This is a genomic window from Ruminococcus sp. NK3A76, from assembly GCF_000686125.1.
GTDB lineage: Bacteria > Bacillota > Clostridia > Oscillospirales > Ruminococcaceae > NK3A76.
Window position 1 is genome coordinate 1,613,977 of record NZ_JMMA01000002.1, and the last position, 26,013, is coordinate 1,639,989.

Here is a 26,013-nt window from a genome sequence, read left to right on the forward strand (position 1 = left end):
ATTTCAAAAGCTGACAGCTTTTGCGGACTTAGTTTATTCTCTCCAGATTGCAGTTGAGCCGCAGGGCAGAGGCATTTTGCTGCTCTCGACCTTAAGGCCTATCTCATCTGCCGTGACTTCGCCGCCAAAGCGTGGAGAGAGCACTTCGCTTAAGATATAAGCCATTACTGACGGCGAAAGGCCTGTGGTATAGCTGTTTAAAAGGAAGAACAGCGGCTTGTCAGAGAGCACCTGCGAGCAGAGTGACACAAGGTCATACACGCTGTCTTCGAGCTTCCACACCTCGCCGCCTGGGCCTCTGCCATAGGACGGAGGATCCATAACGACTGCATCGTAGAAGTTCTGTCTCTTTATCTCACGCCTTACAAACTTTTCGCAGTCATCGACAAGCCAGCGTATCGGCTTATCTGAAAGGCCCGATACTGCGGCATTCTCTCTTGCCCAGGCGACCATGCCCTTTGATGCATCGACGTGCGAAACCTGAGCGCCGGCGTTTGCGCAGGCAAGTGTAGCACCGCCTGTATATGCAAAGAGGTTCAGCACCTTTATCGGCCGGCCTGCCCCCTTTATCATATCGCCCATAAGCTCCCAGTTGACGGCCTGTTCGGGGAAAAGGCCTGTATGCTTGAAGCCTGTAGGTCTTATCACGAATTTAAGGTCGCCGTAGGAGATATTCCAGCTCTCGGGGAGCTTTCTGCGGTATTCCCACTCACCGCCGCCCTTTGACGAACGGTGGTATATTGCATCTGCCTTATCCCACTTATCTGTTTTATGCGGTGTTTTCCAGATTATCTGAGGGTCAGGGCGCACAAGCGTCACGTCACCCCAGCTCTCTAATTTATCGCCGCACGATGTGTCTAATATTTTGTACTCTTGCCATTTATCGGCTATTCTCATAATATCTTTTCCTTTGTATATATCAGAAGTTGTTGTACTATACTACCTTGTCTGACTGTCTTTATCGCAGTGTCGATATCGAACCACTTGCCTTCAAGCACTTCGCCGGAAAGTTTGAGGGAGTTTTTATGTACTCTTACCACAAATCCGAGCATCAGCTGGTCACGCCCTTCATAAAAGCAGCTTTTTAGGAAAGTGACGCTATCTGCCGAAAGGCCTGTTTCCTCAGCCACCTCACGGGCAGCCGCAATTTCGGCTGTCTCGTTAGGCTTCATATATCCGGCAACGCCGACATACTTGGCAGTGTCGTGGTAGCTCTGCCTTATAAGCAGCACCTCGTCGTCTTCGCCTACGACAACTGAAAGAACGCAGGTGTTAAAGGTATCAAACCACGGTCTGTCACATTTATCGCACCAGGGTACAAGACCCTCATCGCCTACCGGCTTCTCAGAGAGCTTACTGCCGCACTCAGGGCAAAACTTATATCTCATTACTGCATCTCCTCAACGAGCTTTGCGATATTATTTGCATACTCGGTGATAACGCCTGTGAGCTTGCCCTCTATCATTACTCTTACAAGCGGCTCTGTGCCTGACTCACGCACAAGTATACGTCCGTCATTGCCGAGCTTATCTGAGTAGAGCTTTATAGCGTCCTGAACTGCCTTATCTGTTTCCCACTTGCCCTTCTTATCGGGTGTTATCCTGACATTTACGAGCACCTGGGGATAAACCTCCATACATGATGCAAGCTCAGAGAGCTTAAGGCCGGTCTTCTTCATGACATCGATCAGCTTGACGCCTGTGAGCTCGCCGTCGCCGGTATTTGCATAGTCAAGGAAAATGATATGACCCGACTGCTCGCCGCCGATATTATAGCCGCCCTTTAGCATCTCCTCAAGGACATAGCGGTCACCGACCTTTGTGGTCGCTGTCACGACACCGTTTTCCTTAGCGAAGTTGAAAAAGCCGAGGTTTGACATTACTGTGACAACGCAGCAGTTATGTTTGAGCTCGCCGTTTTCTTTCATAAAGCGAGAGAAGATAGCAAGCAGCTTATCACCGTCTACGAGCTTGCCGTTTTCATCGACTGCAAGGCATCTGTCTGCATCGCCGTCAAATGCAAGGCCTAAGTCACATCTTTTCTCGACAACTGTTTTCATAAGGTTTTCCATATGAGTCGAGCCGCAGTTCTCATTGATATTTGTACCGTCGGGCTCATTTGAAACGAATACACAGTCAGCGCCGAGACCCTTGAAGATCTTCTGAGCAGTCTCTGACGAAGCGCCGTTTGCGCAGTCGATAGCTACTCTCATGCCGCTGAAATTGCTGTCAACTGTGCCGATGATATGTCTTACATAATCCCAGTCAGCATTGCCCTCGTAGTAAACTCTGCCGACATCGCAGCCGTCTTTGAGAGTTATATCCTGAGGACGGTCAAGTATAAGCTCCTCTATCTCCTCCTCGACCTTATCGGGGAGCTTGAAGCCTGTGTTTGAAAAGAGCTTTATGCCGTTGAACTCAACGCTGTTATGTGATGCGGATATCATAACGCCTGCATCTGCCTTATACTCCTTGACAAGAAGTGCAACAGCAGGTGTAGGGATAACGCCTAAGATATGCACATCAGCGCCCACCGAGCATATACCTGCAACAAGTGCTGCTTCAAGTATATCGCCTGATATACGGGTATCCTTGCCTATGAGTATCTTAGGGGTGTGGTCGCACTCCTTTGATAAAACTATCGCAGCGGCCTTGCCTATCTGCATAGCGAGCTCTGTTGTAAGCTCTGTTATAGCAATGCCTCTTGCGCCGTCTGTTCCGAATAATCTGCCCATCGTTATTTCTCCTTATTCATCTATTTATTATCTTAAAAATGCAGCTGGCCGTCATCGCTGCCGAGCGGTATGCCTAAGTGCTTATATGCAAGCTGTGTAGCAACCCTGCCCCTCGGTGTCTTTGAGAGGAAGCCGAGCTGCATAAGATAAGGCTCGCACACATCCTCTATAGTGACAGCCTCCTCGCCGATAGACGCAGCGAGCGTTTCAAGGCCGACAGGGCCGCCGCCGTAGCCGTTTATTATCATTTCCAAAAGCCGCCTGTCGATAGAATCAAGACCTATCTCATCGACCTCCATTCGCTTGAGCGCAAGACGTGCTATCTCCTTGGTTATCCTGCCTTCGCCAACTACCTCAGCAAAATCACGCACACGCTTTAAGTAGCGGTTGGCTATTCTCGGGGTACCACGGGAGCGTCTTGCAAGCTCATGAGCACCCTCATCGTCGCAGTAGACACCCAAAAGCACCGAGCTTCGCAGAATGATATCTGCAAGCTGGTCTTCCGAATAGGGCTCCAGGCGCTGGATAACGCCGAATCGGTCACGCAGAGGAGAAGATATCTGCCCCGAGCGTGTTGTAGCACCCACAAGGGTGAATTTATTGAGCTCTATGCGAATGCTCCTTGCAGCAGGGCCTTTGCCCATGATTATATCAAGTGCGAAGTCTTCAAGTGCTGAATAGAGCACCTCCTCGACCTGCTTGGAGAGCCTGTGTATCTCATCAATGAACAGGACATCGCCCTGCTCTAAGTTTGTAAGTATAGCCGCAAGCTCACCGGGCTTTGCTATAGCAGGCCCCGAGGTCTGGCGGAAATTAACGCCCATTTCGTGAGCGATTATCTGTGCAAGTGTTGTCTTGCCAAGGCCGGGAGGGCCATACAGCAAAACGTGGTCTAAGCTGTCCTGTCTGTTCTTGGCTGCCTGGATATATATGCTCAGGTTTTCCTTGACCTGTTCCTGCCCGACATACTCACTAAGAGTCTTCGGGCGCAGGCTGACCTCAAAATCATCAGTCGTCTCTGCCTTTGTCTCGGTAGGGGCGACTATCCTGTTTTCAAAATCGTAATCGCTTTGTTCTATCATAGCTTACCTCGTTTATCTCATTCCCGAAAGTATCTTAAGTGACTGCTTTATCATTTCCTCGACGCTGAGTGAGGGGTCGAGCTTACCGACTGCCGAGGCTGCCTCACCCTGAGAATAGCCGAGCACGCTGAGAGCACATATAGCCTCTGATGCATTATTCCCGGCAATAGGTGCGACATTGAGCGAAGCCCCACCGCCGCCACGGACAGATATTGTATCCTTGGCTATCTTATCCTTAAGCTCTAAGGATATACGCTGTGCTGTCTTAGCACCGATGCCCTTGACGTTTGTGAAAGCCTTTGTATCTCCTGTTGCTACTGCAAGCGCAAATGCGCTCGGGGTCATAGCAGAGAGTATCGAAAGAGCTGCCTTGGGGCCTATTCCCGAAACGCTTATAAGCATTTTAAAGGCTTCAAGCTCCTCACCCGTTGCAAAGCCAAAAAGCTCGACTGCGTCTTCACGCACGTTCAGGTGAGTAAGAAGCATCACATCTTCCTTGCCGGCTATCGCCTGGAGTGTATTGAGCGTTGTCCTGCACGCATAGCCTACACCGCCGCATTCGACAACGGCTGTAAAACTGTCGGTATGTATTACTTTTCCTCTTACGGAATATATCATTATTTCACCTTATTCCTTATCAAATGCCATGACCATATACTCGTCAGACTCTTTAAAGCCCATAGCTTCATAAAGAGGCCTGCCCTGCTCGGTAGCATCAAGGCATATCTCTGTAACGCCCCTTGCCCTTGCATCGGATATGAGCATATTCATCATCTGTCTTGCTATGCCCTGTCTGCGGTGGCCGGTATTGGTATAGACATTCATTATATGAGCTCTCTTACCTGTAGGGTGAGAGAATGTTGGCATTATCTCTATATACGAAATACTTGCACAGGCAACTGCTTTGCCGTTATCTATCGCAAGGACTGTCATCTGATCGCCTTCAAGGAAATACCTTCTTGAATTGTCTACAAGCTCATCGTCAAACCGGTAGTCTGCGCTCTTGCCGTTTACGATCCTTAGCATTTCAAGGCGTATGCTCATGAGCATATCTATATCATTTTTATCTGCAAATCTTATCTCCATATCATATCTCCCCGTCAAAGCCGCCGGCACCGAGCTTTCTCGATGTGACTGTATAGCCATGAGTTATCGCAAGTGCGGCCGCATCGGCTGCATCGTCAGGCTTTATTATTTTTGAAAGGCGAAGGATATTCTTTGTCATCTCCTGCACCTGTTTTTTCTCAGCCCTGCCAAAGCCTGTAAGCGAGCTCTTGACCTGAAGCGGAGTATACTCAAAGACGGGAATACCGCCACGCTTTGCAGCAAGGAGTATGACACCTCTTGCCTGGCCGACGTTTATAACAGTTTTGACATTGGTGTTAGAAAATAGCTCCTCTATCGCCATCTGGTCAGGGCGGAATGTATCTATAAGCGACACCATATCCTCATATATATCATTGAGCCTTGTTGTAAAGGGAACGCCGGCCTTGGTAGATATCTGCCCGATATTCACAGGTGTGAAGCGGTTTGCCTCATAATCGAGCACCGCATAGCCGACTATCGCATAGCCGGGGTCGATACCTAATATCCTCAAAACAGCCGCCCCCTTCGGGTATACTTTCCCATTGTCATCATTAACAATTAATTATAACATATTTTTTACTCTTTTGCAAGCCCCCAAAAGAAAAAATCCCTTTTCAGGGGGATTTTTTGTACTATTTATAATTTATGCCGCTGTCTGCGACATTTCCGAGGTGGGATATATCGCCGAAGCCATGCAGGCGGAAGTTTACCTTATCGCCGAAACGGTCGTCTGTACACAGCGTAGCTACAGCCGTAGGCTCGGCTGAAAGCCCCTGGAGCATGATCACAGGAGACACACCGAGCAGGTACGATATCATAACACAGGTGATTCCGAAATGGCAGAAGAATGCGATAGTCTTATCGTGAGAGTCCGTTTTTACGTACACACCACCCTCGCGCCTGAGGCCGTTGACAGCAAGCACCTCATCAAGCCCCTCACAGGCAGCAGTATAGCGCTTAACAAGCTCGCTCTGCTTTACGGCAGGTACATCTGCAAAGGCTTTCCTGTCGTAGTATCCGGGAATTTCAGTCCAGTTTTTTGGATACAGATCCCACACAGGCACGGGGTCAGGCCAGTCAGGGTCTGAGACTTTAACATCGAATTCACGCAGCCAGTCACAGGTCTTTGCAGGGATTATCTTACCCTTAAGAAATATCCTGCCTGTCTGCTGAGCCCTGCCCATAGACGAAAGGTATGCAGCAGCAACATTCTCCGTCTTATCAAGTCTTTCACTGAGCTTCTGAGCCTGGATAACACCGTTTTCTGTCAGGCAGTCGTGCTCGTAGTCAGGCTCACCGTGTCTTATAAAAAGTAATCTCATATCATTTCTCTCCGATCTTTACAGCATTTATTTCTGTCCAGGCTGGTCTGAAGCCGCTGTTTAGGGCTATTCGCTGGGAATTGAGGTTGCTCATTGCAGAGCCGTAGAAGGGTATCTGCCCACGCTTTAATATCTCGTTTTTCATAAGCGTCACAAGATATGTGCCGACTCCCCTGCTGCGGTATTTTTCAACTACGTCTATGCCTATCTGGAGCCAGCCGGGGGCGTCCTCAGAGCAGGCAGCCATGCCCATTATCTCATCGCCGTCATATGCGCAGACAGCTATCCTGTCAGGGCGCTCGGGAAGATACTTTTCACATATCGCATGGCTAAAACGCTTATCTCCATAAAAAACGTCTATCTCCCTGTCGTTGAACCACTTTACAGGCAGAACAAGCGCAGGCTCGGCTTCTTTATACGGAAGCAGCATATGGTGTGTAGCCGAGAGCTTATAGTCATATTTTCTGAGCTCGCCGTCTATCTTTACAAGGTCGGGGATATTAAAAAGCCAGTGGCCTTTTGTTTCCTCTGATAGCTTTTGCAAAAAGGGCAGGAGCATCTCGTCAGCTGTAATTACAGTATTCTGGCCGAGAGTACAGGCTGAAAAGAAATACTTCTTTCCCGAATAGTTACGGCTGCCGCTTTGCAGCTTTGATACGGTGAGCACGTTTTCGGTTTTTAGAAAATCGTCCGCATTACAGTTATATTCGAGTGCGAGCAGAGCGCACAGTTTATCAAGACAAGTCTTATACATTTACTATCACCTATAGTTTTATGTTATCTGAGGCGGTATTTTATCTTGCCGCCGTTGTTTTCCCGGACGGCTATACCATCAGATACGAGAGCAGAAAGGAGCTCGTTAGACCTTTCAAGCTCTATCCTAAGCAGCAATGCGATATCCTCAGCAGTACAGTAAGCAAAGTCTGTAAGATACTCTATCACCATTATTCTCTGAGTTTCGTTGCTGTCGGCGGAAGTCGGGGTATATATCGCAGGCGAGGAGCGTTTGTTATCCTTCATTCGCCTTATCACTTCGGAGAAGTTCAGCATCGCCTGCACCTGCTCCTTAGTGCAGTGATAATCACCGTCGCCGTTTCTGCGGTATGTTCCGGTAAAAGGGTCTCCTCCGATATAGACCGGCTTATCCTTTCTGTGAGCACGGGGGACGTTTATAAAAAGAATCTGCTTACCGTCAACTGTTTCTATCTGAACGTCCTGCTCGGAGAGGATATTACAGCTTATCCTATTCTTGTCGCCTAAGATCGCCCAAATCTGTTCAAGCATATAGACAGGGTCATCTATACCGACTGCGTGAAGTGATCTGTCACCAAGCTCCTCAACGCCGAGGAGAATGATGCCGCCGAAGGTATTGGCAAACGCCGAATAGCTCTCCCACAGGCTTTTAGGCAGGCCACCGAGAGCTTTTTTAGCTTCGATACAGTTATTCTCTCTGTATTTGCCGAGCATATTCAGATCTATCATTCACGTTCACCTCACCTGACTGCGCTTTGCATTAGCTATAGGCAACACCGCACAAAGACCACCTGAAGGCTTTGTACGCAACTTACTTGTATCTTTTCCGTCATATTACACATTTTTTCCTTGAAATACGGTAGTATTCCTTCGGAAAATCTGTGCAATCTGACGAAAAAGCTGACTGCGCAATTTGCGCACAATCTTCGTGCGGTGTTGCCTATATTTTATTATAACACAGCCGGTGATGATTGTAAAGAGGGAACCGTCCACCGCATTAAGTATTTACACGGCCGACTGAATATGGTATAATAAACCTGACAGCAAACAACAATTAAGGCAACACCGCACGACCATTGTGCGTCAGACACGCAGTCAGATCGCTTAGATCTGCCGCAGGAATACTACCGTATTTATAGGCAAATCCAGATGACATGACGGAAAATATGGGAGCGTATGGCGTACAAAGGCCTGGGTCGGTGGTCGTGCGGTGTTGACTTAAACATATGAGGTGATAAAAATGCAGGAAAATATGAGCATATTCAGCAATGAGAGCGAACAGCAGCGCACGCTCCTTGAAAAGCTGATAAGAGAAAACGCAGGCAGCATGGATATCATGATACACTATCACATACGCCCGGACGGTGACTGCATAGGGTGTGCTTATGCAGCGGCGTTTTTCTTAAAAGGGCTCGGATACAGGGTGAATGTCGCAGGGCACGACCCGGTGCCGGAGGTGTTTGGATATCTGATAAAAGACTTCACACCTGACGAGGTCGATGAGCAGAACCTGATTCGCATAGCAGTTGATACCGCATCGCCTGAAAGACTGGGGCGGTTCGCAGATGAAAAGATAGACATATGCATAGACCACCACCTCGGCAATTCGATAGATGCAGGCATAAAGATAGCAGAGCCGCAAGCCCCTGCCTGTGCGGAGATACTCTTTATTCTGATGAAAGAGCACTTAGCTAAAAACCCATACCGCAGGCAGATAACAGACCTTTTATACATGGCGATAATAACCGACACTGAAAGGTTCTCGCACGAGGACGTGCGTGCGCAGACTTTTATCGCTGCGGCTGAGCTGATAAAGCTCGGGGCGGACAGTTTCAGGATAACTCAGCGGCACTCGGTCATAAAAAGCAAGGCAAAGCTCGAATACGAGCACAGGCTGGCATCGGGCTACAGGTTCTTAAAAGGTCATCAGATAGTCAGTGCTGTTCTCACGCAGAAAGACGCTCTGGAGATAGGTGTAGGGATAAACGCATTTCCTGATCTTAGCTCAAAGCCGCTTGAGCTTGAGACTGTAAAGGCGGCGATTCTGGTAAGAGAGCTTGAAGACGGGTATTCGAGGGTGTCAGTCAGAACAAGGGGCGACGTTGATGCAGATGAGATATGCCGCAAATTCGGCGGCGGAGGGCACAAAAACGCCGCAGGCTGCACACTCAGAGAACCGCCTGATAGGGTCAGAGAGCTGTTTGAAACAGAGACATTAGATCACATATAACAAAACGGCCCGGCACGATAATGTGTCAGGCCGTATTTTGATTTGATTTACACGCTGCGTCTGTCCTTTTCGGGGTGGCTGCGGTAGAATTCTTCCTTATCCTCATACATTCTTGCATCGGCGGTCTGCATGGCACGGTTGATATCATAGTCACCTGAGAGCCACACTGTACCGACTGCGAAGCTGACATCGTCGGAAGCGTCGGCAAGAGCTCGCAGCTGCGCTGTCTGGCGGTCAAAGTCTTTCTTGGTGATGCCCGGGCAGAACACCACGAACTCATCGCCGCCTGCACGGTATATCTCATGGTCGCCAAAGGCGAGCTTAAGAAGTGAGGCTGCACGGGAAAGCAGTTTATCACCTGCGGAATGACCTGAGGTATCGTTTACCGTTTTAAGGCCGTTGAGGTCGGTAAAGGCAACGCCCATAGTTTCGGGCAGCCTTTCTTTTCCCGAGAGAAGTGCGTCTATACGCTCATTCATGGAATTACGGTTATTTACCTGAGTAAGCTCATCGGTGCTGCTCTTTATCTCGAGCTTTGACATGAGCTGATGATTTGAGACTACTGCACCGATAAGGAAAGAAGTAAGCTCCAGAGTTTCCTTTATATGCAGCATCTTTGATCTATCAAAATTAGCCGCCCAGATAAACCCGACAACAGAGCGGTTAAAGCGCACAGAATAGAGAACTATGCTATGTATATTGAACTTACAGAGCGAATCATACCACTGTGGGTCACGTTCTTTAATAATGCTAAGGTCATCAAGCAGCAGGCAGTCGCTGCCGGCAAGATCCTGCTCCCAGGCAAGAGCTACCTCATAAGGGGTGCGCCCCATATCCTTTGCCATGATACCGAGAAGTTCTCTCTGCTCACCGAACTCACTTATCAGCGAACAGCTCTGTGTTGTCTTATCAACAGTATAAAGCGAGCACAGCTCGGAGCCGCAGACCTTTCTTATCTCCTCGACAGTCTCAGACATCGCCTTGACAAAATCCTGCGTTTTATGGAGCTTGATGCTGATATTTATCACCGCAGCGGAGCTCTCGGCAGAACGCTTTGACATAGAGTCTTCATCGACCTTATCTGAGCGCTCCATAACATACATAAGATAGGCTGTCTTTTTGCCGCTGTTATCAGCTGTCTTCTCGTCTTCGGGGATAGTAAACGGAAGGTAGAAGCCCTTTATCCAGAAGCCGTGTGCATTTACATACGAATAGAGCGGAAGGTTCTCGCTGCCGCATTTATAGCAGAATCTCTCGTGGTTTATCTCACTATAATACGCACGCCAGAGCACACCCGGGTAGAAATCGGGTGTATCCGGGATACTTGCAAGCACACGGGCATTATTCTTATTCACTGCAAGGATACGCAGCTCGCCGAAGCTGCCGTCCGGGAAGATATCGAATGAATAAACACTCGCAAGCCCGCTCATATTTTCAAACATCATGCCAAGATCCATACTAAAGCTCACTCCTAATTAAATGCTGAGATAGTAATAGTTTTTTATTATATCTGCCTCTTATCTAAACCGATATACGCTGATACACAAACTCCCCCCGAAAGCACATCTCCCGGGGGGAAAATCATATTCTGATATTGACCGAACACAGGCCAGCTCACAGTATCTTATCCTCTGCGCCGAAGCCCTTTATCACAACGTTGCTGTGCTCGATACATTCAAGGGATATGCGTGCAAGGTCGTCCTTCTCGATGCCATGTGAGATACGGAACTCCTCGACCTTATCCCAGTCGCCCTTGCCATAGGCAATAACAGCGCCGAGTATCTGGCCGGCGAGGGTATCTTCAAGGCGCAAGCCGCTCTTTATATTATCACTAAGCGGCAGGCCTTCTATAACATCATCAGAGCCTAAGAACTTATAGTCAATAACTATCGACATAAGGCCGCAGAGATACATCTCGTCTATGAAAGGCCTATCATTCGGGCTTATCTGTCTTGCTATCTGCCAGCAGAAATCAGCACGGTAGAAGCCTGTGAGTATTATCTCATCAACGCCGTTCTCGTTGAGTTCGGAGAGCGAGTTGAAATAGATGAATTCCTTGGTTTTATTGAGCCCGGCTATCAGCACTGCCTGATGCACGCTCTGTATCTTCTCCATCCAGTCAAAGCGGATAAAGTTGACAAGCCGCAGGAATTTAAGCGTCAGGCCTGCGTCTGTCTGAATGATATCCGACAAGTCCTTAAGGCTCGTCCTCGGGTCATTGAGCTTTGACACAAGGCGCATAAAGGTCGTCTGCATAGGGCTCAGGTTATTATTTGAAACGACTATCGGCTTTTCATAGAAATACCCCTGGAAGAAAACTGCCCCAAGGCTCTTTGCATAGTCGATATCCTCCTGAGTCTCGACCTTTTCTGCAAGGATGAATATCCTGCGCTCTCTGCATATAGCAGCTGTACGCTCTATCTCTTCCTTTGAGTCACGGAAGTCTATCTTGACCATATAGGCAAAGTTTAAGAAAGCCTCGTTATCAGAATTCACCACATAGTCATCAAGTGCTATCTTATAGCCCGAGCGGTAAAGGTCTTCAAGAGCTGTCAGCACCTCGGGGGTAGGCCTTACGTTTTCAAGCACCTCGATAACGACATGGTCAGCAGGCAGCAGATATGCGATACCGTTTGTTATAAGCTGCTCTGTGAAGTTGATATATATCTTCTTTCCGCCGAAGATAGCCTTCGGGTCACCGCCGAAAAGAGCGGTATTGATAACGCTTACAGATGCGAGGTCGCCGTTAAAAAAGCTATACGAGGTCTCATCAAGAGAATCACGGTACAGCAGCTCATAAGCCACTGCGTCATTTTTCAGATTGAAAATAGGCTGTCTTGCGTAGTAGGAATACATAACTTTTTCCTCGTTTCCCATCAGAGCTGCTTAAGAGTAAAGATATATGTCTCGGGGTGATCGCCGTTCTGCACCATGAGCGACTTTTCGAGATCTTTGGTCTTGGGGTTCTTTACCCAGTCCTTCTGAGTTCTCACCTTCATGCCCTGGCCATTTACCCAAGCGGTGACATATGCATTGCTGTCACGTCTTGCAAAGCCGAGCATATCCGCCTCAAATGTACCATCAGCAGATACATTTGTGCAGGGTGTCATCTCGCTCTCCTGCCCGAGTGCTGCGCCGAGCTTCTGTCTTACCAACAGCTGAAATTTCATAACGTATTCCTCCTCGCACGAATTCTTTAAGGCAACACCGCACAAAGACCGCCTGAAGGCTTTGTACGCAGCTTACTTGCATCTTTTCCGTCATATTACACATTTTTTCCTTGAAATACGGTAGTATTCCTTCGGAAAATCTGTGCAATCTGACGAAAAAGCTGACTGCGCAATTTGCGCACAATCTTCGTGCGGTGTTGCCTTAACATCTATTAATATTATAACACAATTTCGCCGTCAAGTCAATAATTTTAATGTATAATTCACAAATATTGTTAATTCACAAGAGTGATATTGCACATCTTGTATCAGCTGCCGATAAGCGACTGATCGAAAGCAAACAGCGCTTCATTTATCTCAAAGACGTTATAATTATGATTTGTGATGAAGTATTCGATGATTATATCAAACTTGCTCGAATGAGTCAGCGAATAGCCGGCTTTTTCGATAAGCTCTCTTGCCTGCGCCATATCGAGCTCAAGCGCAAGGGCAAAGGCGACGGCTGTAGGCTTTTTGGGGTGATAGTTCACATCAGAGCGTATCTTGGAAAACAGCTTGCGGTCAACATTGGCCTTTTTATAGCACTGAGAATCGGTCATGCCCCTCTCGTCTATCAGGCGAAGAAGCATCTGTGAAAAGCTCTCATCAAGATATTTAAGTCTTTCATCGAGCGTATCGGACACTTCACAGCATTCATCTTCAAGAGCCGGTGCGGCTGCGAAAAAGGCTGCCTGTGGTGCAGCGGCGGCTGCTTCAGATGCGCAGCGTTTGTCTTCATCAGGGGGAGAAGTTTTCTTTGCAGAGTCCGATATCCTCCCCAAAAGCGTACCGAACACGCCGGGAGTATCAGGCTTATCTGCCTGCATAGCCTGCGCACGGAGCTTAGGTGTCGGGTCGATATAGCGGCTGCTGATATATTCTGACAGCCCTGAATACAGCCTGTCACTGAGCTTTAATGCGCCGTTTCCGAAAAAGACTATATACACGAGCATATCATGCTGCTCCAGAAACCCCTTTATTGTTGTGACAGCGACTTTGAGAGCTTCCCTTTTCGGGTAGCCGTATACACCTGAAGATATAAGCGGAAAGGCTATGCTCTCACAGCCTTTTTCAAGAGCTATTTCAAGGCTTTTACGGTAGCAGCTTGCCAAAAGCTCAGGCTCGCCGTTATTTCCTCCACGCCATATAGGGCCTACGGTATGTATTATAAATTTACAGGGCATATTATAGCCGAGGGTCAGCTTGGCGTCGCCTGTGTCACAGCCGCCGAGGGTGCGGCATTCCTGTAAAAGCTGCGGCCCTGCGGCACGGTGAATAGCGCCGTCAACACCTCCTCCGCCAAGAAGCGTATTATTGGCAGCATTGACTGCTGCGTCACATTTCACACGGGTAATATCATCATTGATATAAATAAGCGGCATCAGCTATAACTCCTATTCTTTATCTCAAATGTCACAGGTGCAGGCTTGCCTTTGTACACAAGGTCGCTGACTGTAAGGGTGTTATCTTCATCAAATGGCAGGGCTTTAATTTCTGTATCCTTTTGCTTGTAGAGAAGTATATATCTGCCGTTATCATCTGCAACTACGGCAAAGAACATTCTCGGGATATGATATATTTGCATATGACCGGTAAAAAGCGCACGGCTAAGCGTTTCGTTTATAACAGGCACTGTTATATCAAGGCTTTTGTCCTTGCAGGTCTCTCCCTGCCGATAGCCGCCGTCGGAGAAGGCCTTGTCAAATAACGGGACGGCCTTTTTATAGTCGATATTATCCTTTATCATAAGCGTTATCATCAAAAAGCCCGGGTCGATAAGTGCGAGGAGTGCGAGCCATTTGAGCGGAGTAAGCAAAAAACCGGCAGCGATAAAGACCGCCCCTGTAAACGGCACACCGCTCCTGCCGGCACGCGAAGCGCCGTAGCTCATAACTATAAAAAACAGGCCTATAGCACAAAGCAAGGCACAGACGCCATACATTTCCACAGGCTCACCCCCTATCAATTCTTAAGGCAATACCGCACAAAGATGCAAGCAAGTTGTGTACAAAGCCGGCAGTCGGTCTTTGTGCGATATTGCCTTATAATAAGGATATCACAAGAATGGCGGAAAGTCAACATTATCTTATATGGTGACAGCGACGATACACGGCGCTCATTGCAGTTGATTTGAGGGATAATATACTGCAAATCAGGGCACACAAGATATGCATTATGCATTTTGCAATATGTATTTACACTGTTTTTGTGCAACTTGCACTTTGTTGTTGTTATAATTTCGTTCATAATAACGAAAAGAATATTACAAATTTCTATTGCATTTTATGTGGAAATAGTATATAATTAAGTTATGCGATTTGTGGTTTTTTGTTAAATATATCAAATCGGCGTAAAACCAATCAGACAGGAGAGAAACATAATGAAAAGATACGACAACACTCACATCAAGAATATTGCCCTCGCAGGCCACGCAGGCTCGGGCAAGACATCGCTGTGTGAGGCTCTGCTATACTCGGCAGGTGCGTCCGACAGGCTCGGTAAAGTACTTGACGGCAACACCGTTTCCGACTATACAGGTGAGGAGATAAAGAGAAAGTGCTCAGTCTATACTTCGCTTTCCACATTCGAGAAGGACGGGCTGAAGATAAACCTGCTCGACTCCCCCGGTCTTTTTGACTATGAGAACGAGGCAGCTGAGGCTATAAATGCCAGCGGCTGCGTAATGATAACTGTATCAGGCAAATCGGGTGTAAAGGTTGGTACTCACAAGGCCTATGACCGTGCCCGTGCAGAGGGCAAGCCCACAATGTTCGTTGTTACAAAGCTCGATGACGACAATGCAAACTTCTACAACACCCTTACTCAGTTAAAGGCTGAATTCGGCCCGACAGTATGCCCGGTTGTTGTTCCGGTTATCGCTGACAGAAAGATAGTTTCCTATGTCAACCTTATCGAGATGAAGGCTTACAAATACGAGGGCGGCAAGGCTGTTGAGACAGATATGCCCGACGGCGACGTTTCCGAGAAAATGGAATACAGAATAGACGGTCTGAGAGAGGCTGTTTCAGAGGCTGTTGCTGAGACTGATGAAGCACTGTTTGAGAAGTTCTTCTCAGGTGAGGCTTTCTCACAGAAAGAACTCACAGACGGTATACACAAGGGTCTTAACGAGGGCATCATCACTCCCGTTACCTGCGTATCCGCCACCACTATGGCAGGCATAGATATGCTCATGAAGGAGATAGACCTCCTGCTGCCTGCACCGACAGACAACGACACCAAGACCGGCGAAGACAAGGACGGCGAGCTCGTTGAGATAAAGAACGAAGAGAATGCTCCCGTTGCTGCATTCGTTTTCAAGACAGTTGCTGACCCGTTCGTTGGCAAGATGAGCTTTATCAAGGTACACGCAGGCGTGCTCAAGACAGGTGCCGAAGTTGTCAACGCTACAACCGGCGCTGCTGAGAAGGTCGGCAAGCTCTGCTACCTCGTGGGCAAGAAGCAGATAGATGTTTCGGAAGTTCCGGCTGGCGATATCTGCGTTGCCACAAAGATGAACGCAAACACTAACGACACACTCTGCGATGCTTCAAGAGTTGTTAAGTTTGAGGCTATATCAGTTCCCAAGCCCTGCTACAGCTTAGCAGTAAAGGCTAAGGCTCAGGGCGATGAGAGCAAGATCTCGGCAGCTATGCAGAGAATGCTCGAAGAAGACCTTACAATATCCTACAAGCAGGATGAGGAGACACTTGAAATGATACTTTCAGGTCTCGGCAGTCTGCACCTTGACTCCGTTATCGGCAGGCTCAAAGACGTTTTCGGCGCAGATGTTACCACAGCAGAGCCGAAGATAGCTTACAAGGAGACTATCCGCAAGAAAGTTAAGGTACAGGGCAGACACAAGAAGCAGTCGGGCGGCCACGGCCAGTTCGGTGATGTTTGGATAGAGTTTGAGCCCTGCATCTCTGACGAGCTGGTATTTGAAGAAAAGGTATTCGGCGGCGCTGTTCCCAAGAACTTCTTCCCCGCTGTTGAAAAGGGCTTACAGGAGTGCATGAAGAAGGGCGTTCTCGCAGGATTCCCTGTAGTTGGTGTAAAGGCTATACTCGTTGACGGTTCATACCACCCGGTAGACTCGTCTGAAATGGCATTCAAGACCGCTGCATCTATCGCATTCAAGGAAGGCATGAAGCAGGCAGAGCCCATGCTCTTAGAGCCTATCGGCTCTCTGACAGTTACTGTTCCTGATGAAAACACAGGTGACATTATAGGTGAGCTCAACAAACGCCGTGGCCGTGTTCTCGGCATGGAGCCTGCTGACAAGAAGGGCATGACTGTTGTCACAGCAGAAGTGCCTATGGCTCAGATGTTTGACTTCACACTTGTTCTCCGTCAGATGACTCAGGGCAGAGGCTTCTTTGAAATGGAGCGCTCACGCTACGATCAGCTGCCCCCCAACCTCGTTGCTGACGTTATCGCAAAGAATGCAAGCGTAGAATAACTGATAATGATATACCCCGAGAGGAAAATTTGCTCCTCCCGGGGTATTTTTGTTTTCATTTTTATATCAGACGATATATCTCACGGCTTTTACTACTCTAAGATGCTCGTCGTATTCGGCGAGGTCTTCTATTCGGCAGGGGTGGTCTGTCAGACCGTAGGCTGCTGTGAAGTGTGCCATTTTGCCGCTGCCAAGATACATTGCAACGTGGCCTATGCCGTTATCGACATACAAGTCGTTATCAGATGCACTGTTAGTGGACTCCATGAAAAACAGCAGGTCGCCCTTCATAAGCTCCTTTATGTCTACCCTTGACTCCTCGTCTTTAAGGGTGTATGTCTCAACGCCCTGCGATACGCCGGCAGGTTCAAGGTTATCGTATATCACCTTGCCGTAGTTATTTGCCTGTCTGTCGGCGTAGTGTTCGAGGTAATAGCCTATTTGCAGATACGCAAGCTCTGTAAGCCCTGAGCAGTCGGAAACTGTCCTGTCAGCCGTCACGAGCTCGCCGCTGAGCTGGTAGGTCTGGTCGGGTATCTTTGTCATCATGATAGCATAGTCAGTGACGACCTTTCGCACAGCCGCCTGCGTTTTACGGTTGACTGTCGTATTAGGCTCGTAGGAAACGTAGTATGTCCTGTAGGAATACTGCATCTCACCAAGCTCATTCACGCCGTCGCCTATCGGAAGCTCGGCTCTGAGATACTTGGCTTCGTTCTTTCTTGAAGCACCGCTCAGAGGGTCAAGCTCCTCGTCAGTAAGCACTCCCCTGCATATCAGCTCGCCGTCTGCGGTCATAGCCTCAGTCAGGTCACCGTCAGCCTCTGCATAGAGCTGCGTACCCTGATGTATCACCCAATAGCTATCCTGCGAGGTGGCTGCGTTAACTGAAACGCCCTCGCTGGAGCCGCCGTCGTCATACTCGGCAACAAGCTCTATCTCGTAGCCTGTTGACGGAGTGAAATACTGCTTGCCGTCGTTGCTGATATTTATCCTGCCGGAGGACTTTCTGAGAGCTTCTGATGAAACTGTGCCTGCTCGCCTGCCGCCGACATAAACAGCCATTACAGCGTGTGAGCCGTAGTTTTCGTAATTGTCAACAGCCACTCTCACAGCGTCTGCATACACAGCCATAGTGCGCACCTGCGGCTTTATATGCTCATACACGACAGACGGCTGCTCGTCGCTCGTCTGCTGAGCTTCAGCGCCGGGGATAGCAAGAGTTGACAGAAAGCTGGTGCCTGATGCACAGCTGATAAAAGCTGCAAGCAATGCCAGTGATGCTGCGGCAGTAAGTATCCTGTTATTCATTATGTTATCACTTCTTTTCTCCGCTTTTTAGCTTGATGACGTTGTAAACGAATATTTCAAGTGAGATGAGTGCGATGATTATTATAGCGCCGATTATGACATAGAGCCATATGCCGAGGCCGCCCTCATCGTCCTTGTCCTTGCCTGAGCTGTCGTCAGAGCTGCTGTCTGAGCCCTTGTCGTCGTATTTCTTGACTTCCTCGTTTATCTTGTCCTTGTCATACTCGCTTGATGAGTCTGTTTCGGTCACGGTCTTGGTGTCCTCTGCCTTTTCGTCGGATACATAAACTGCGCCTGTCACGATGCCGCCGTTTTGCTGGCAGATAAAGCTGTCAGCCCAGACAAGTGCTGCGTTCCAGTTGATAGTACACTCATTTACGCACCACGCCTCGATATGGTCAAGGTAACATTTCTGAGGAGCTATCTTGCCCTTCTTCCAGCCGCTGCCTTTTACCCAGGGGTCTTCCATACCGCTGTTGGGGCCGCCTGCAAGAACGCCGTTGGGTGCGAGCGGGAAACCGTCAAACTCCTGCCCCGACCAGAAGCGGTGGTGAGGATATGTTGTCGTATGGCTGCCGTAGCCTGTGACATACGAATAATCTACTGCATTGCGTCCGAGGATATAGTCCATACCGCCGATAACGCCGTTTAAATACTTGTCGTCACCGTTTAAGTCATATGCATAGGCCATGACTATCGAATTATCGAGCACGAAGCTGTTTGAGCCCCAGTTATAGCCCTTATCACTGTCAGCAAAGCCTATAGTGCTCTGGCCGTAGGGCACGCCGTAGCCCTGCTTGCTTTCAAGGGTGATATATTCGTCTGCTGCCGAGGCAAAGCTCTTTTTGAGGGAGTCTTTATCGGAGCTGTCGAGCTTGTCTGAATTAAGTGCAAGTGTCATATTGCCAAGCGCTGCCGTGTGACCCCAGTCGAATGTTCCGAGAGTATCAACGCTCTCGCCGTCATCGAGCTTGGTGGGGACTTTTAGGTAGTGCTTGCTTTTTTTCATATCGTCAAGATACTGCTTGTCGCCTGTTGAGATATAGAGCTCGCAGGCTGCCCAGTAAAACTCGTCCTCGGCGTTGGTGTCGCCGTATGCACCGCCGCCCACGCTCTCATCAAGAGGAGCATACATATCGGGGTGCTTCTTTGCAGCTGCGTAGGAGTTCTTTGCAGCTTCAAGGCACTGGTCAGCAAAGGAGCTGTCGTAGTCCTTCCACAGTCTGTACGACTGAGCTGCACAGGCTGAAAGGTTAAGAGTAGCGCAGGTCGTGGGGGGCTTTATGATACGCTCTAAGGTGTCCTCGGCAGGTGTCATGCCGAGCGCTGTCCACTTGATATCGTGTACCTTATGGTAGACCATATCCTTACAGTCGCCGTCCTTGACCATCATCTTAAGCATAAATTCAGTCTCCCACCTTGCTTCGTCCAGAAGGTCGGGATAGCCGTTGTTGTTTTCGGGGATAGCCATTGAGCCGTCATCAAAGGCCTTTGTGTCGCCCTGCTGCTTTGCACGCTCGTACATATTGTTTAGCAGCCACACCGAAAGGCCGCCATTTACGACATACTTGCCGTGGTCGCCTGCGTCATACCAGCCGCCAGAGACTTCCTGCGTGCCTGATGATGCGGAATAGCCCCAGGTCTGCTCGATAGTGGCGTTATCTGTAGTATGGCCTGCGGCTCTTGCGAGGGCTGACTTATCGCCTGAGGTTATATAGTCTGACTTTATCTCGATAGCCGAGCGGTTCTGATAGTAATAGTTGAGCCCGTCATAGAGCATGGCGCTGTAGCTCTCGGCGTTATCCATAATAGTGAATGTGCGGCTCTTGGCACCGTCGGCTGTTTCTATATAATAGCTGCCCGTCTTGTCAAAGTCTGAGAAATCTATTATCTGCACCTTATCGCCCGAGTCTTCGTCATAGCCGAAGGTCTGTGTCTCGCCCGAGTAGACCTCCTTGCCGCTCTCGTCCTTAAGGGTGAACGATGTTTTTTTATCAGAGTCAGTGATAAGGGTAGCCTTTTTGTCACGCTTTGTGAAATAGCCGAGCTGGTTTGCAGCTATCTCGGCACGCTGATAAGGCTCCTCGCCCTTATAGTCATAGTCGGAGCTGCTGTCGCAGGTAAGCGACATATTATCAAAGGTAAACACAGTACCCGCCGGAACAGTATCGCCGCCGATATGGAACGCCCACTCGACATCGGCTGTTCTGTTTGCTGTAAAGCGGCCGGTGACGTGGGTCTTCTGATTGGCCGAGAGCTGCTTTACGTCCCAGTAGTTATTATACTGGCCGCTGTCGGGCTCGCCGTGCCAGTCCTCGGCATAGGGCTCTGCCATATCGCCTATCTTGGTGTAGTAGGTGCAGTTATTTGATGCTGTGATGTCAAATTCCACCGTATAGCTCTGCCCCGAGACTATTTTAAGGCCACGGTAGCGGAACTGGCAGTCCCACCTGTCCTCACCGCCGTTTGATGCGCCGCCGGGATTGACAATGGTTATCTTGTAAACGCCGTTGTCGATCTCGAATTCCATTTTGCCTGTCATGCTCTCGCAGACGTGCCACGGCAGACCTACGCCGTCATCAAAGTTCGTCTGCCCGAGCATCTGCCCGGCATACACAGGCTGTGCAGGCAGATATGCTGCATTCGCAGCACCGAGCACAAGCGCCAAAGCCACGCTTGCGATACGTTTAGTCAGTTTCTTCATAGCTTCCTCCATTTATGTTTATTGCATAGGATCGTTAATGTTCCGGGGCGGTGCAGGGGTCGTATCGAAATTGCGCATCATTATCACTATCTGAAATGCTATGAACACGACCAACGCCAGACACAGCACCGCTTTTGACTGCTTTGAATAGTTCTTTATCACCGCACTATGCTCATCGGTCAGGATAAGCATATCTTTTTCGACATTAGTCAACTGTATGTCCGTGTCGCTCCCATTTTCAAATGATTTGACATAGATATTGTAAATGCTGTCTTTTTTCAGTTCATCATTCAGTTCTGTGCTTTCAGGAATAACAACATATTCATCAGCCAAAGGCGGACCGAAGCCCTTTGTACGGTTATAGCTGAAAATATAAAACCCGTTTTCATTGCCCTCGTAAGTGCATTTTTTCACCTGCCTGATGTATTCACTTGGCTTGTTTATTCTATAATAACACTCTGTCGCAATAGTAGTCACGGCAGGTACAGCCAATATCAGACAGCTTATCAGAAACATTCTGAGCCGCCTGCGCCCTTTGGTCTTGAAGATATTGTTTATCACAAGCGCTGCGACAAGTATGACCGTAAACAGAACACAAAAAACAACTGTCATCAATACCCCGCCGTCTACGCCGTAAACCGTTGCACCGCCTTTTATTAGTTCAAGCATGGTATCCTCCTATTATATCACAAAATGATACACTCACTTAGCCTTTGCCTTTCCGCTGTTTATCACTGTGATGAAAAACCTCACCGTCTGATAGCCGGCAAAGGCAAGATACAGCCACACTAAAGCATAGAGCATTATCTCTGTAAAACAGGTGCGGATAAGCGTTCCCTCTGGGAGCACGACGCACTCATACTCGCCTATCTTCTCCCACTGGGTATTCTCGCTGAGCTTGTCCTTCGGCACGAGCAGCGAGCATTTAGGGGTAAGGCTCATTCCAAAAGGCATATCCACGCTGTCATCAACTGCGTAGTAGATATCCTCGACCTGCTCGCCTTTGCTGTCAAGGCCGATGATGAAGATATGTCTCCCCTGCTCGTCGGTCTTGTAGAAGGCGCAGTCGTCGTATTCCTTGCCTATTATCTGATAATCGTCCTCATAGCCATCAAGCACAAAGCCCTCTGCCACGCCTGCTGCAATAAGCAGCAAAAACAGGATCACAAATATCAGAACTATTCTTTTTATCCGTTTTTTTGTACTGTCTTTATTGGCCTTTATATTATACACTGCAAGAGGTACAGGCATCACCAAAAAGAAGACAGCGAATATCTTACTAAAACTCATTTGCTTTTATTCCTTGTAAAACTCAGTATAGCTTCTATGAGCTCATAAAGCGCAAAAAAGATAAACGAAAAAATCATTCCACTGAAAGCGATATTGAAATATGCAGCCTTTATCACAGCGTTATCGCTCAACTGCGTACAGCTGCGATGTAAGGGCAGCTCGACAGTTCCTATATAGTCTTCATCTTCATCGGGGACGTATAGGTTACATCCGGAGGAGAGCTTTAAGGCAACACCGCACGAAGATTGTGCGCAAATTGCGCAGTCAGCTTTTTCGTCAGATTGCACAGATTTTCCGAAGGAATACTACCGTATTTCAAGGAAAAAATGTGTAATATGACGGAAAAGATGCAAGTAAGTTGCGTACAAAGCCTTCAGGCGTTCTTTGTGCGGTGTTGCCTAAATATAACAGGAAGCTCTACACTGTCAGGTACGGCATATAAATCATTTGAATTGAACAGCTTTGAGTTTGAAATAATATGATAGCCTTCCTCATCGCCAAGATATTTGCAGCCTCCGAGCAGGCCGTCTTCGGCAACTGTGCAATACTCGGTGTGGTATTTCTTTACATTATGATTTGATATCAAGCCCAGACCAAAAGATGCCGCAAATACTGTGACAAAGACCGCCGAAATAATTATTATCCGTTTTTTTGCACTCCTGTTATTAACCTTGATGTTATATACAGCAAGAGCCACAGGGATGACGACTGCCATTCCAAAAGTAAGATCGTTGATCACAATAAATACACCTGCTTTCAGTTCTGATCTGTCAGTTTGTCGATATCAGACATAGAGCGGATATATTGGCTGCTAAGCGGCACAAGGCTGTATTTTGAAAAGCCTATCTTCATAACATAGCCCCAGAAAAGAACGCCTGTTACAAGCAGGATACATAACGCCCTGCCGTTCAGCCCCATAAAAGTACTGCGCATATTATCGCCGTAGTCTGAAAACATAAGCTCCTTGAAATCCTTGATACAGCTCCATGTCGTCTGATGATCTATTATGCGCTTGGCTGCTTTGTAGTGCTGCTCACGCTCGTCAGGGGTGCAGTGATGAAGGTATTTATACTTGCCTATCAGCTCAGTGTCTCCCTCCACAAGAGCATCGTTGTATGGGTTGCCGCCGTTGTTCTCGCTGTCGCAGTATTCAACTATATACTGCTGTTCGGCGGCGTGCTCTTTGTTGAAATCCGCAAAGAACTCTGCGTGCCAGACGGTATTGCCGGCGGCGTATCCAACAAAGCATAGTATAATATTGAGCACGATAGTTATTATGCAAGGCTTGATACGCTGCGCATACATGATTATTGATGCTATGGATATACCGAAAAGGCCGTCTGCTGACGCTATGAAATAGCCCCTTGACGAGCCTGCTGCATAGCGAGCAGATATAAATACCACAAACGCTGCGATGAGCAGTGCAGGAAGTGCAGCTATGACTTTCGGCTTGTGCCTGTTGAGCAGGGAATTGGTCTTATCAACATCGGAATTGACAAGCACCTCACATTCGGGGCATAGGTTTACGCAGTCATGTGCAAACGCAAACAGCTTTGCAGGCTTATGCTCGCCGCAGGTCGAGCAGCAGGGCTCAAACCCCAGTCCGCTCAGAAGGTCATACAGATGACCGAGCATAACAGCCGCCGAGCCCTCGGTGTCATTATCATCAAGCGAGAGCATGGCAGTCACACGCCCGTCCCACATACGGACGAACGAATACTTCTCGTTAGCCTGCGAAAAACTGTATAGCTCATCACGGGCGCTCTTATCGCTGCAGTTTGCGAATATCCTTATTGCAAGTGCATTATCACGCCTGAAATACATCACAGTTGTGTTAAAGCCGTTTTTCACGCCGAAGATAGTTCTTTTTGACTGAGCCTGCGTAAGTGAGGTCAGCTGAGCGAGCGTGGCTGTATTTATACTCATTTATAGTCTCCTTTATTTCGCTTTCTTTCTGTTAGTCATATATAGTTATTATAACATATTTTATTTATATCTGTCAACCAAAACAGCGTGTTTTCTGTGTATGCTGCACCGTGAACAGTTGCCCTGTCAAAGCCTTGACTAATCTCTATATATATGGTATAATGTTTAAAGTTAGTTTATCATAGAGAGGAAGATGGCTTATGAAAATGTCTGCAAGCAAGGCAATGGTAGAGTGCCTTAAGGCGGAGGGGATAAATACCGTCTATGGTTATCCGGGGGCGGCGATATGCCCGTTCTTTGACGCTCTGCTCGATGAGGAGAAGACTATCCGCAATATCCTTGTCAGACACGAGGTCAACGGCGGACACGCAGCATCAGGCTTTGCAAGAATGAGCGGAAAGCCGCAGGTATGCATAGCAACATCAGGCCCCGGCGCTGTCAACCTTATAACAGCAATAGCTACTGCCCATGCTGACAGCATACCGATAATCGCTATCACAGGCCAGGTAGCTACCGAGCAGATAGGCTCTGACGCTTTCCAGGAGGCTGATATCACAGGCGCTGCCGAGCCGTTTGTAAAGCACAGCTACTTAGTCAAGGACGCAAGCGAGATACCCCACATCTTCAAGGAGGCATTCTATATCGCAGGCTCAGGAAGACCCGGCCCTGTACTTATAGATGTTCCTGTTGATGTACAGAGGGCTGTTATAGATTTTGAATATCCCAAGAGCATAAACATACGCTCCTACAAGCCCACCATAAAGGGCAACGCTATGCAGGTAAAACGTGTTGCAAAGGCTCTTAAGGAAGCAAAGAGACCCCTTATATGCATAGGCGGCGGTGTTTTCGCATCGAACGCTGTCGAGGAGATCAGAAAGCTCTCTGAGGTGACTGATATACCTGTTATAACAACAATGATGGGTATTTCCTGCTTCAATGACGACGACAGACGCTTTTTCGGCATGATAGGCACTCACGGTGTAAAGAGTGCTAACAATGCTGCAAACGACTGCGACACCCTGCTTTTAGTAGGCGCAAGAGTCGGCGACAGAGCGGTGAACAACCCTCTCAAGCTCGAAGAGACCACAACTATAATACACATAGACATTGACCCTGCCGAGATAGGCAAGAACATAGGCACTGACATTCCGCTGGTCGGCAATGCAAAGGACGTTCTCGGGCAGCTATTAAAAGTAGTAGAGCCTATGGAGCACAAGGAATGGATAGAGCACCTGAACGCCTACAAGTCCAAAAGAAAGTACTCAAAGGCCAAGAAGGGCACAGTTGACCCGAGGCAGTTTATCGAGAAGCTCTCAGAGGCAATGCCTGCAAACACTACCGTAGTTGCAGACGTAGGCCAGAACCAGATATGGGCAGCAACAAGCTACAAGCTCAAAGAGGGCGGAAGATTTTTAACATCGGGCGGCATGGGAACCATGGGCTACTCACTCCCCTGCGCTATGGGTGCTAAGATGGCCTGCCCCGACAGAACGAGCTTACAGATATGCGGTGACGGCTCTTTCCAGATGCAGTTTATGGAAATGGCGACCTGCGTTCAGTATGGCATTAATGTCAAGATAGTCGTTATGACAAATCAGCGTCTCGGCATGGTGCGTGAGCTTCAGGACAAGGGCTTTGACGGCAGAAAGGTATCTGTTTTCCTTGACGGCTCGCCTGATTTTGTAAAGCTCGCAGCAGCTTATGGCATACCTGCTATGAGAGTTCACGACACCAAGAGCATGAACAAGGCCATAGAAGCCCTCGCAGGTGAAGACAAGCTCATGCTCGTTGAGGTATGTGTTGATGAGGATGCGCCGACTTTATAATGCATAATTCATAATAATGATGCCCATACGGGCAATTGTGCAGCGAAGCAACATTAACGCAATACCAAATGAATATTC

General features: G+C 48.3%; 24 protein-coding genes. 3 read left to right on the plus strand and 21 right to left on the minus strand.

The annotated features are described in order from the left end of the window. Positions 1 to 33: 33 nt before the first annotated feature. From CD05_RS0107720 to CD05_RS20320, 10 genes are all read right to left on the minus strand, one after another. Entirely contained in the window at positions 34 to 897 is an 864-nt protein-coding gene (locus CD05_RS0107720) for a class I SAM-dependent methyltransferase (RefSeq protein ID WP_028510026.1), read from the minus strand. Then, entirely contained in the window at positions 894 to 1,388 is a 495-nt protein-coding gene (locus tag CD05_RS0107725; protein WP_028510027.1) for an NUDIX domain-containing protein, read from the minus strand. Before CD05_RS0107725 ends, CD05_RS0107720 begins: the two co-directional genes overlap by 4 nt. Then, positions 1,388 to 2,734 carry a phosphoglucosamine mutase gene (glmM, locus tag CD05_RS0107730; RefSeq protein ID WP_028510028.1) on the minus strand — a complete coding sequence of 449 codons (1,347 nt, stop codon included), beginning with the start codon at positions 2,732 to 2,734 and terminating at the stop codon, positions 1,388 to 1,390. Before glmM ends, CD05_RS0107725 begins: the two co-directional genes overlap by 1 nt. Before the next feature lie 32 nt (positions 2,735 to 2,766). Beyond that, positions 2,767 to 3,816 (minus strand): Holliday junction branch migration DNA helicase RuvB, encoded by a 1,050-nt coding sequence (ruvB, locus tag CD05_RS0107735; RefSeq protein WP_028510029.1) that lies wholly within the window; start codon positions 3,814 to 3,816, stop codon positions 2,767 to 2,769. 12 nt (positions 3,817 to 3,828) lie between these two features. After that, the gene (gene ruvA / locus CD05_RS0107740; protein WP_028510030.1) at positions 3,829 to 4,434 is read right to left on the minus strand and encodes a Holliday junction branch migration protein RuvA; all 606 of its coding nucleotides are present in this window, start codon (positions 4,432 to 4,434) and stop codon (positions 3,829 to 3,831) included. Positions 4,435 to 4,443: 9 nt separating this feature from the next. Next, positions 4,444 to 4,902 (minus strand): GNAT family N-acetyltransferase, encoded by a 459-nt coding sequence (locus tag CD05_RS0107745; RefSeq protein WP_028510031.1) that lies wholly within the window; start codon positions 4,900 to 4,902, stop codon positions 4,444 to 4,446. Between the two features lies 1 nt (position 4,903). Continuing rightward, positions 4,904 to 5,413, minus strand: coding sequence for a crossover junction endodeoxyribonuclease RuvC (ruvC, locus tag CD05_RS0107750; protein ID WP_028510032.1), 510 nt, complete (start codon positions 5,411 to 5,413; stop codon positions 4,904 to 4,906). A 121-nt stretch (positions 5,414 to 5,534) separates the two neighbouring features. Next, positions 5,535 to 6,224 (minus strand): histidine phosphatase family protein, encoded by a 690-nt coding sequence (locus CD05_RS0107755; protein ID WP_028510033.1) that lies wholly within the window; start codon positions 6,222 to 6,224, stop codon positions 5,535 to 5,537. Position 6,225: 1 nt separating this feature from the next. Then, positions 6,226 to 6,978, minus strand: coding sequence for a GNAT family N-acetyltransferase (locus CD05_RS0107760; protein WP_028510034.1), 753 nt, complete (start codon positions 6,976 to 6,978; stop codon positions 6,226 to 6,228). Between the two features lie 23 nt (positions 6,979 to 7,001). After that, the gene (locus CD05_RS20320) at positions 7,002 to 7,706 is read right to left on the minus strand and encodes an ATP-binding protein (protein WP_084262137.1); all 705 of its coding nucleotides are present in this window, start codon (positions 7,704 to 7,706) and stop codon (positions 7,002 to 7,004) included. A 511-nt stretch (positions 7,707 to 8,217) separates the two neighbouring features. On the opposite strand from CD05_RS20320, the gene CD05_RS0107770 reads away from it, so the two are divergent. Then, the gene (locus CD05_RS0107770) at positions 8,218 to 9,207 is read left to right on the plus strand and encodes a DHH family phosphoesterase (protein WP_028510035.1); all 990 of its coding nucleotides are present in this window, start codon (positions 8,218 to 8,220) and stop codon (positions 9,205 to 9,207) included. 47 nt (positions 9,208 to 9,254) lie between these two features. Here the strand turns inward: CD05_RS0107770 and CD05_RS0107775 are convergent, their stop codons facing one another. From CD05_RS0107775 to CD05_RS0107795, 5 genes are all read right to left on the minus strand, one after another. After that, positions 9,255 to 10,664, minus strand: a complete 1,410-nt coding sequence (locus CD05_RS0107775) for a GGDEF domain-containing protein (RefSeq protein ID WP_028510036.1) — start codon at positions 10,662 to 10,664, stop codon at positions 9,255 to 9,257. A gap of 157 nt (positions 10,665 to 10,821) precedes the next feature. Next, on the minus strand, positions 10,822 to 12,084 hold the full coding sequence (locus CD05_RS0107780) for an HDOD domain-containing protein (protein WP_037322898.1): 1,263 nt from the start codon (positions 12,082 to 12,084) through the stop codon (positions 10,822 to 10,824). Next, positions 12,084 to 12,377 (minus strand): hypothetical protein, encoded by a 294-nt coding sequence (locus tag CD05_RS0107785; RefSeq protein ID WP_028510038.1) that lies wholly within the window; start codon positions 12,375 to 12,377, stop codon positions 12,084 to 12,086. Before CD05_RS0107785 ends, CD05_RS0107780 begins: the two co-directional genes overlap by 1 nt. 308 nt (positions 12,378 to 12,685) lie before the next feature. After that, the gene (locus CD05_RS0107790) at positions 12,686 to 13,798 is read right to left on the minus strand and encodes an O-acetyl-ADP-ribose deacetylase (protein WP_028510039.1); all 1,113 of its coding nucleotides are present in this window, start codon (positions 13,796 to 13,798) and stop codon (positions 12,686 to 12,688) included. Next, positions 13,798 to 14,364: a hypothetical protein gene (locus tag CD05_RS0107795; RefSeq protein WP_028510040.1), complete on the minus strand. Its 567-nt coding sequence runs from the start codon at positions 14,362 to 14,364 to the stop codon at positions 13,798 to 13,800. The genes CD05_RS0107790 and CD05_RS0107795 overlap by 1 nt, the downstream gene beginning before the upstream one ends. A gap of 432 nt (positions 14,365 to 14,796) precedes the next feature. Between CD05_RS0107795 and CD05_RS0107800 the strand changes: the two genes are divergently transcribed. Continuing rightward, entirely contained in the window at positions 14,797 to 16,878 is a 2,082-nt protein-coding gene (locus CD05_RS0107800) for an elongation factor G (protein WP_028510041.1), read from the plus strand. 66 nt (positions 16,879 to 16,944) lie between these two features. Here CD05_RS0107800 and CD05_RS0107805 read toward each other — a convergent pair whose 3' ends face one another. The 6 genes from CD05_RS0107805 to CD05_RS0107835 form a co-directional block, all read right to left on the minus strand. Further along, the gene (locus CD05_RS0107805; protein WP_028510042.1) at positions 16,945 to 18,189 is read right to left on the minus strand and encodes an NlpC/P60 family protein; all 1,245 of its coding nucleotides are present in this window, start codon (positions 18,187 to 18,189) and stop codon (positions 16,945 to 16,947) included. Between the two features lie 7 nt (positions 18,190 to 18,196). Further along, on the minus strand, positions 18,197 to 20,893 hold the full coding sequence (locus tag CD05_RS0107810; RefSeq protein ID WP_028510043.1) for a glycoside hydrolase family 9 protein: 2,697 nt from the start codon (positions 20,891 to 20,893) through the stop codon (positions 18,197 to 18,199). Between the two features lie 18 nt (positions 20,894 to 20,911). Then, the gene (locus CD05_RS0107815; RefSeq protein WP_028510044.1) at positions 20,912 to 21,562 is read right to left on the minus strand and encodes a hypothetical protein; all 651 of its coding nucleotides are present in this window, start codon (positions 21,560 to 21,562) and stop codon (positions 20,912 to 20,914) included. Positions 21,563 to 21,595: 33 nt separating this feature from the next. Then, the gene (locus tag CD05_RS0107820) at positions 21,596 to 22,183 is read right to left on the minus strand and encodes a hypothetical protein (RefSeq protein WP_028510045.1); all 588 of its coding nucleotides are present in this window, start codon (positions 22,181 to 22,183) and stop codon (positions 21,596 to 21,598) included. A gap of 373 nt (positions 22,184 to 22,556) precedes the next feature. Continuing rightward, entirely contained in the window at positions 22,557 to 22,922 is a 366-nt protein-coding gene (locus CD05_RS0107830; protein WP_156947351.1) for a hypothetical protein, read from the minus strand. Positions 22,923 to 22,939: 17 nt separating this feature from the next. Then, the gene (locus CD05_RS0107835) at positions 22,940 to 24,109 is read right to left on the minus strand and encodes a hypothetical protein (protein WP_028510047.1); all 1,170 of its coding nucleotides are present in this window, start codon (positions 24,107 to 24,109) and stop codon (positions 22,940 to 22,942) included. 200 nt (positions 24,110 to 24,309) lie between these two features. Between CD05_RS0107835 and ilvB the strand changes: the two genes are divergently transcribed. Then, entirely contained in the window at positions 24,310 to 25,935 is a 1,626-nt protein-coding gene (ilvB, locus tag CD05_RS0107840) for a biosynthetic-type acetolactate synthase large subunit (protein WP_028510048.1), read from the plus strand. Positions 25,936 to 26,013: the final 78 nt, after the last annotated feature.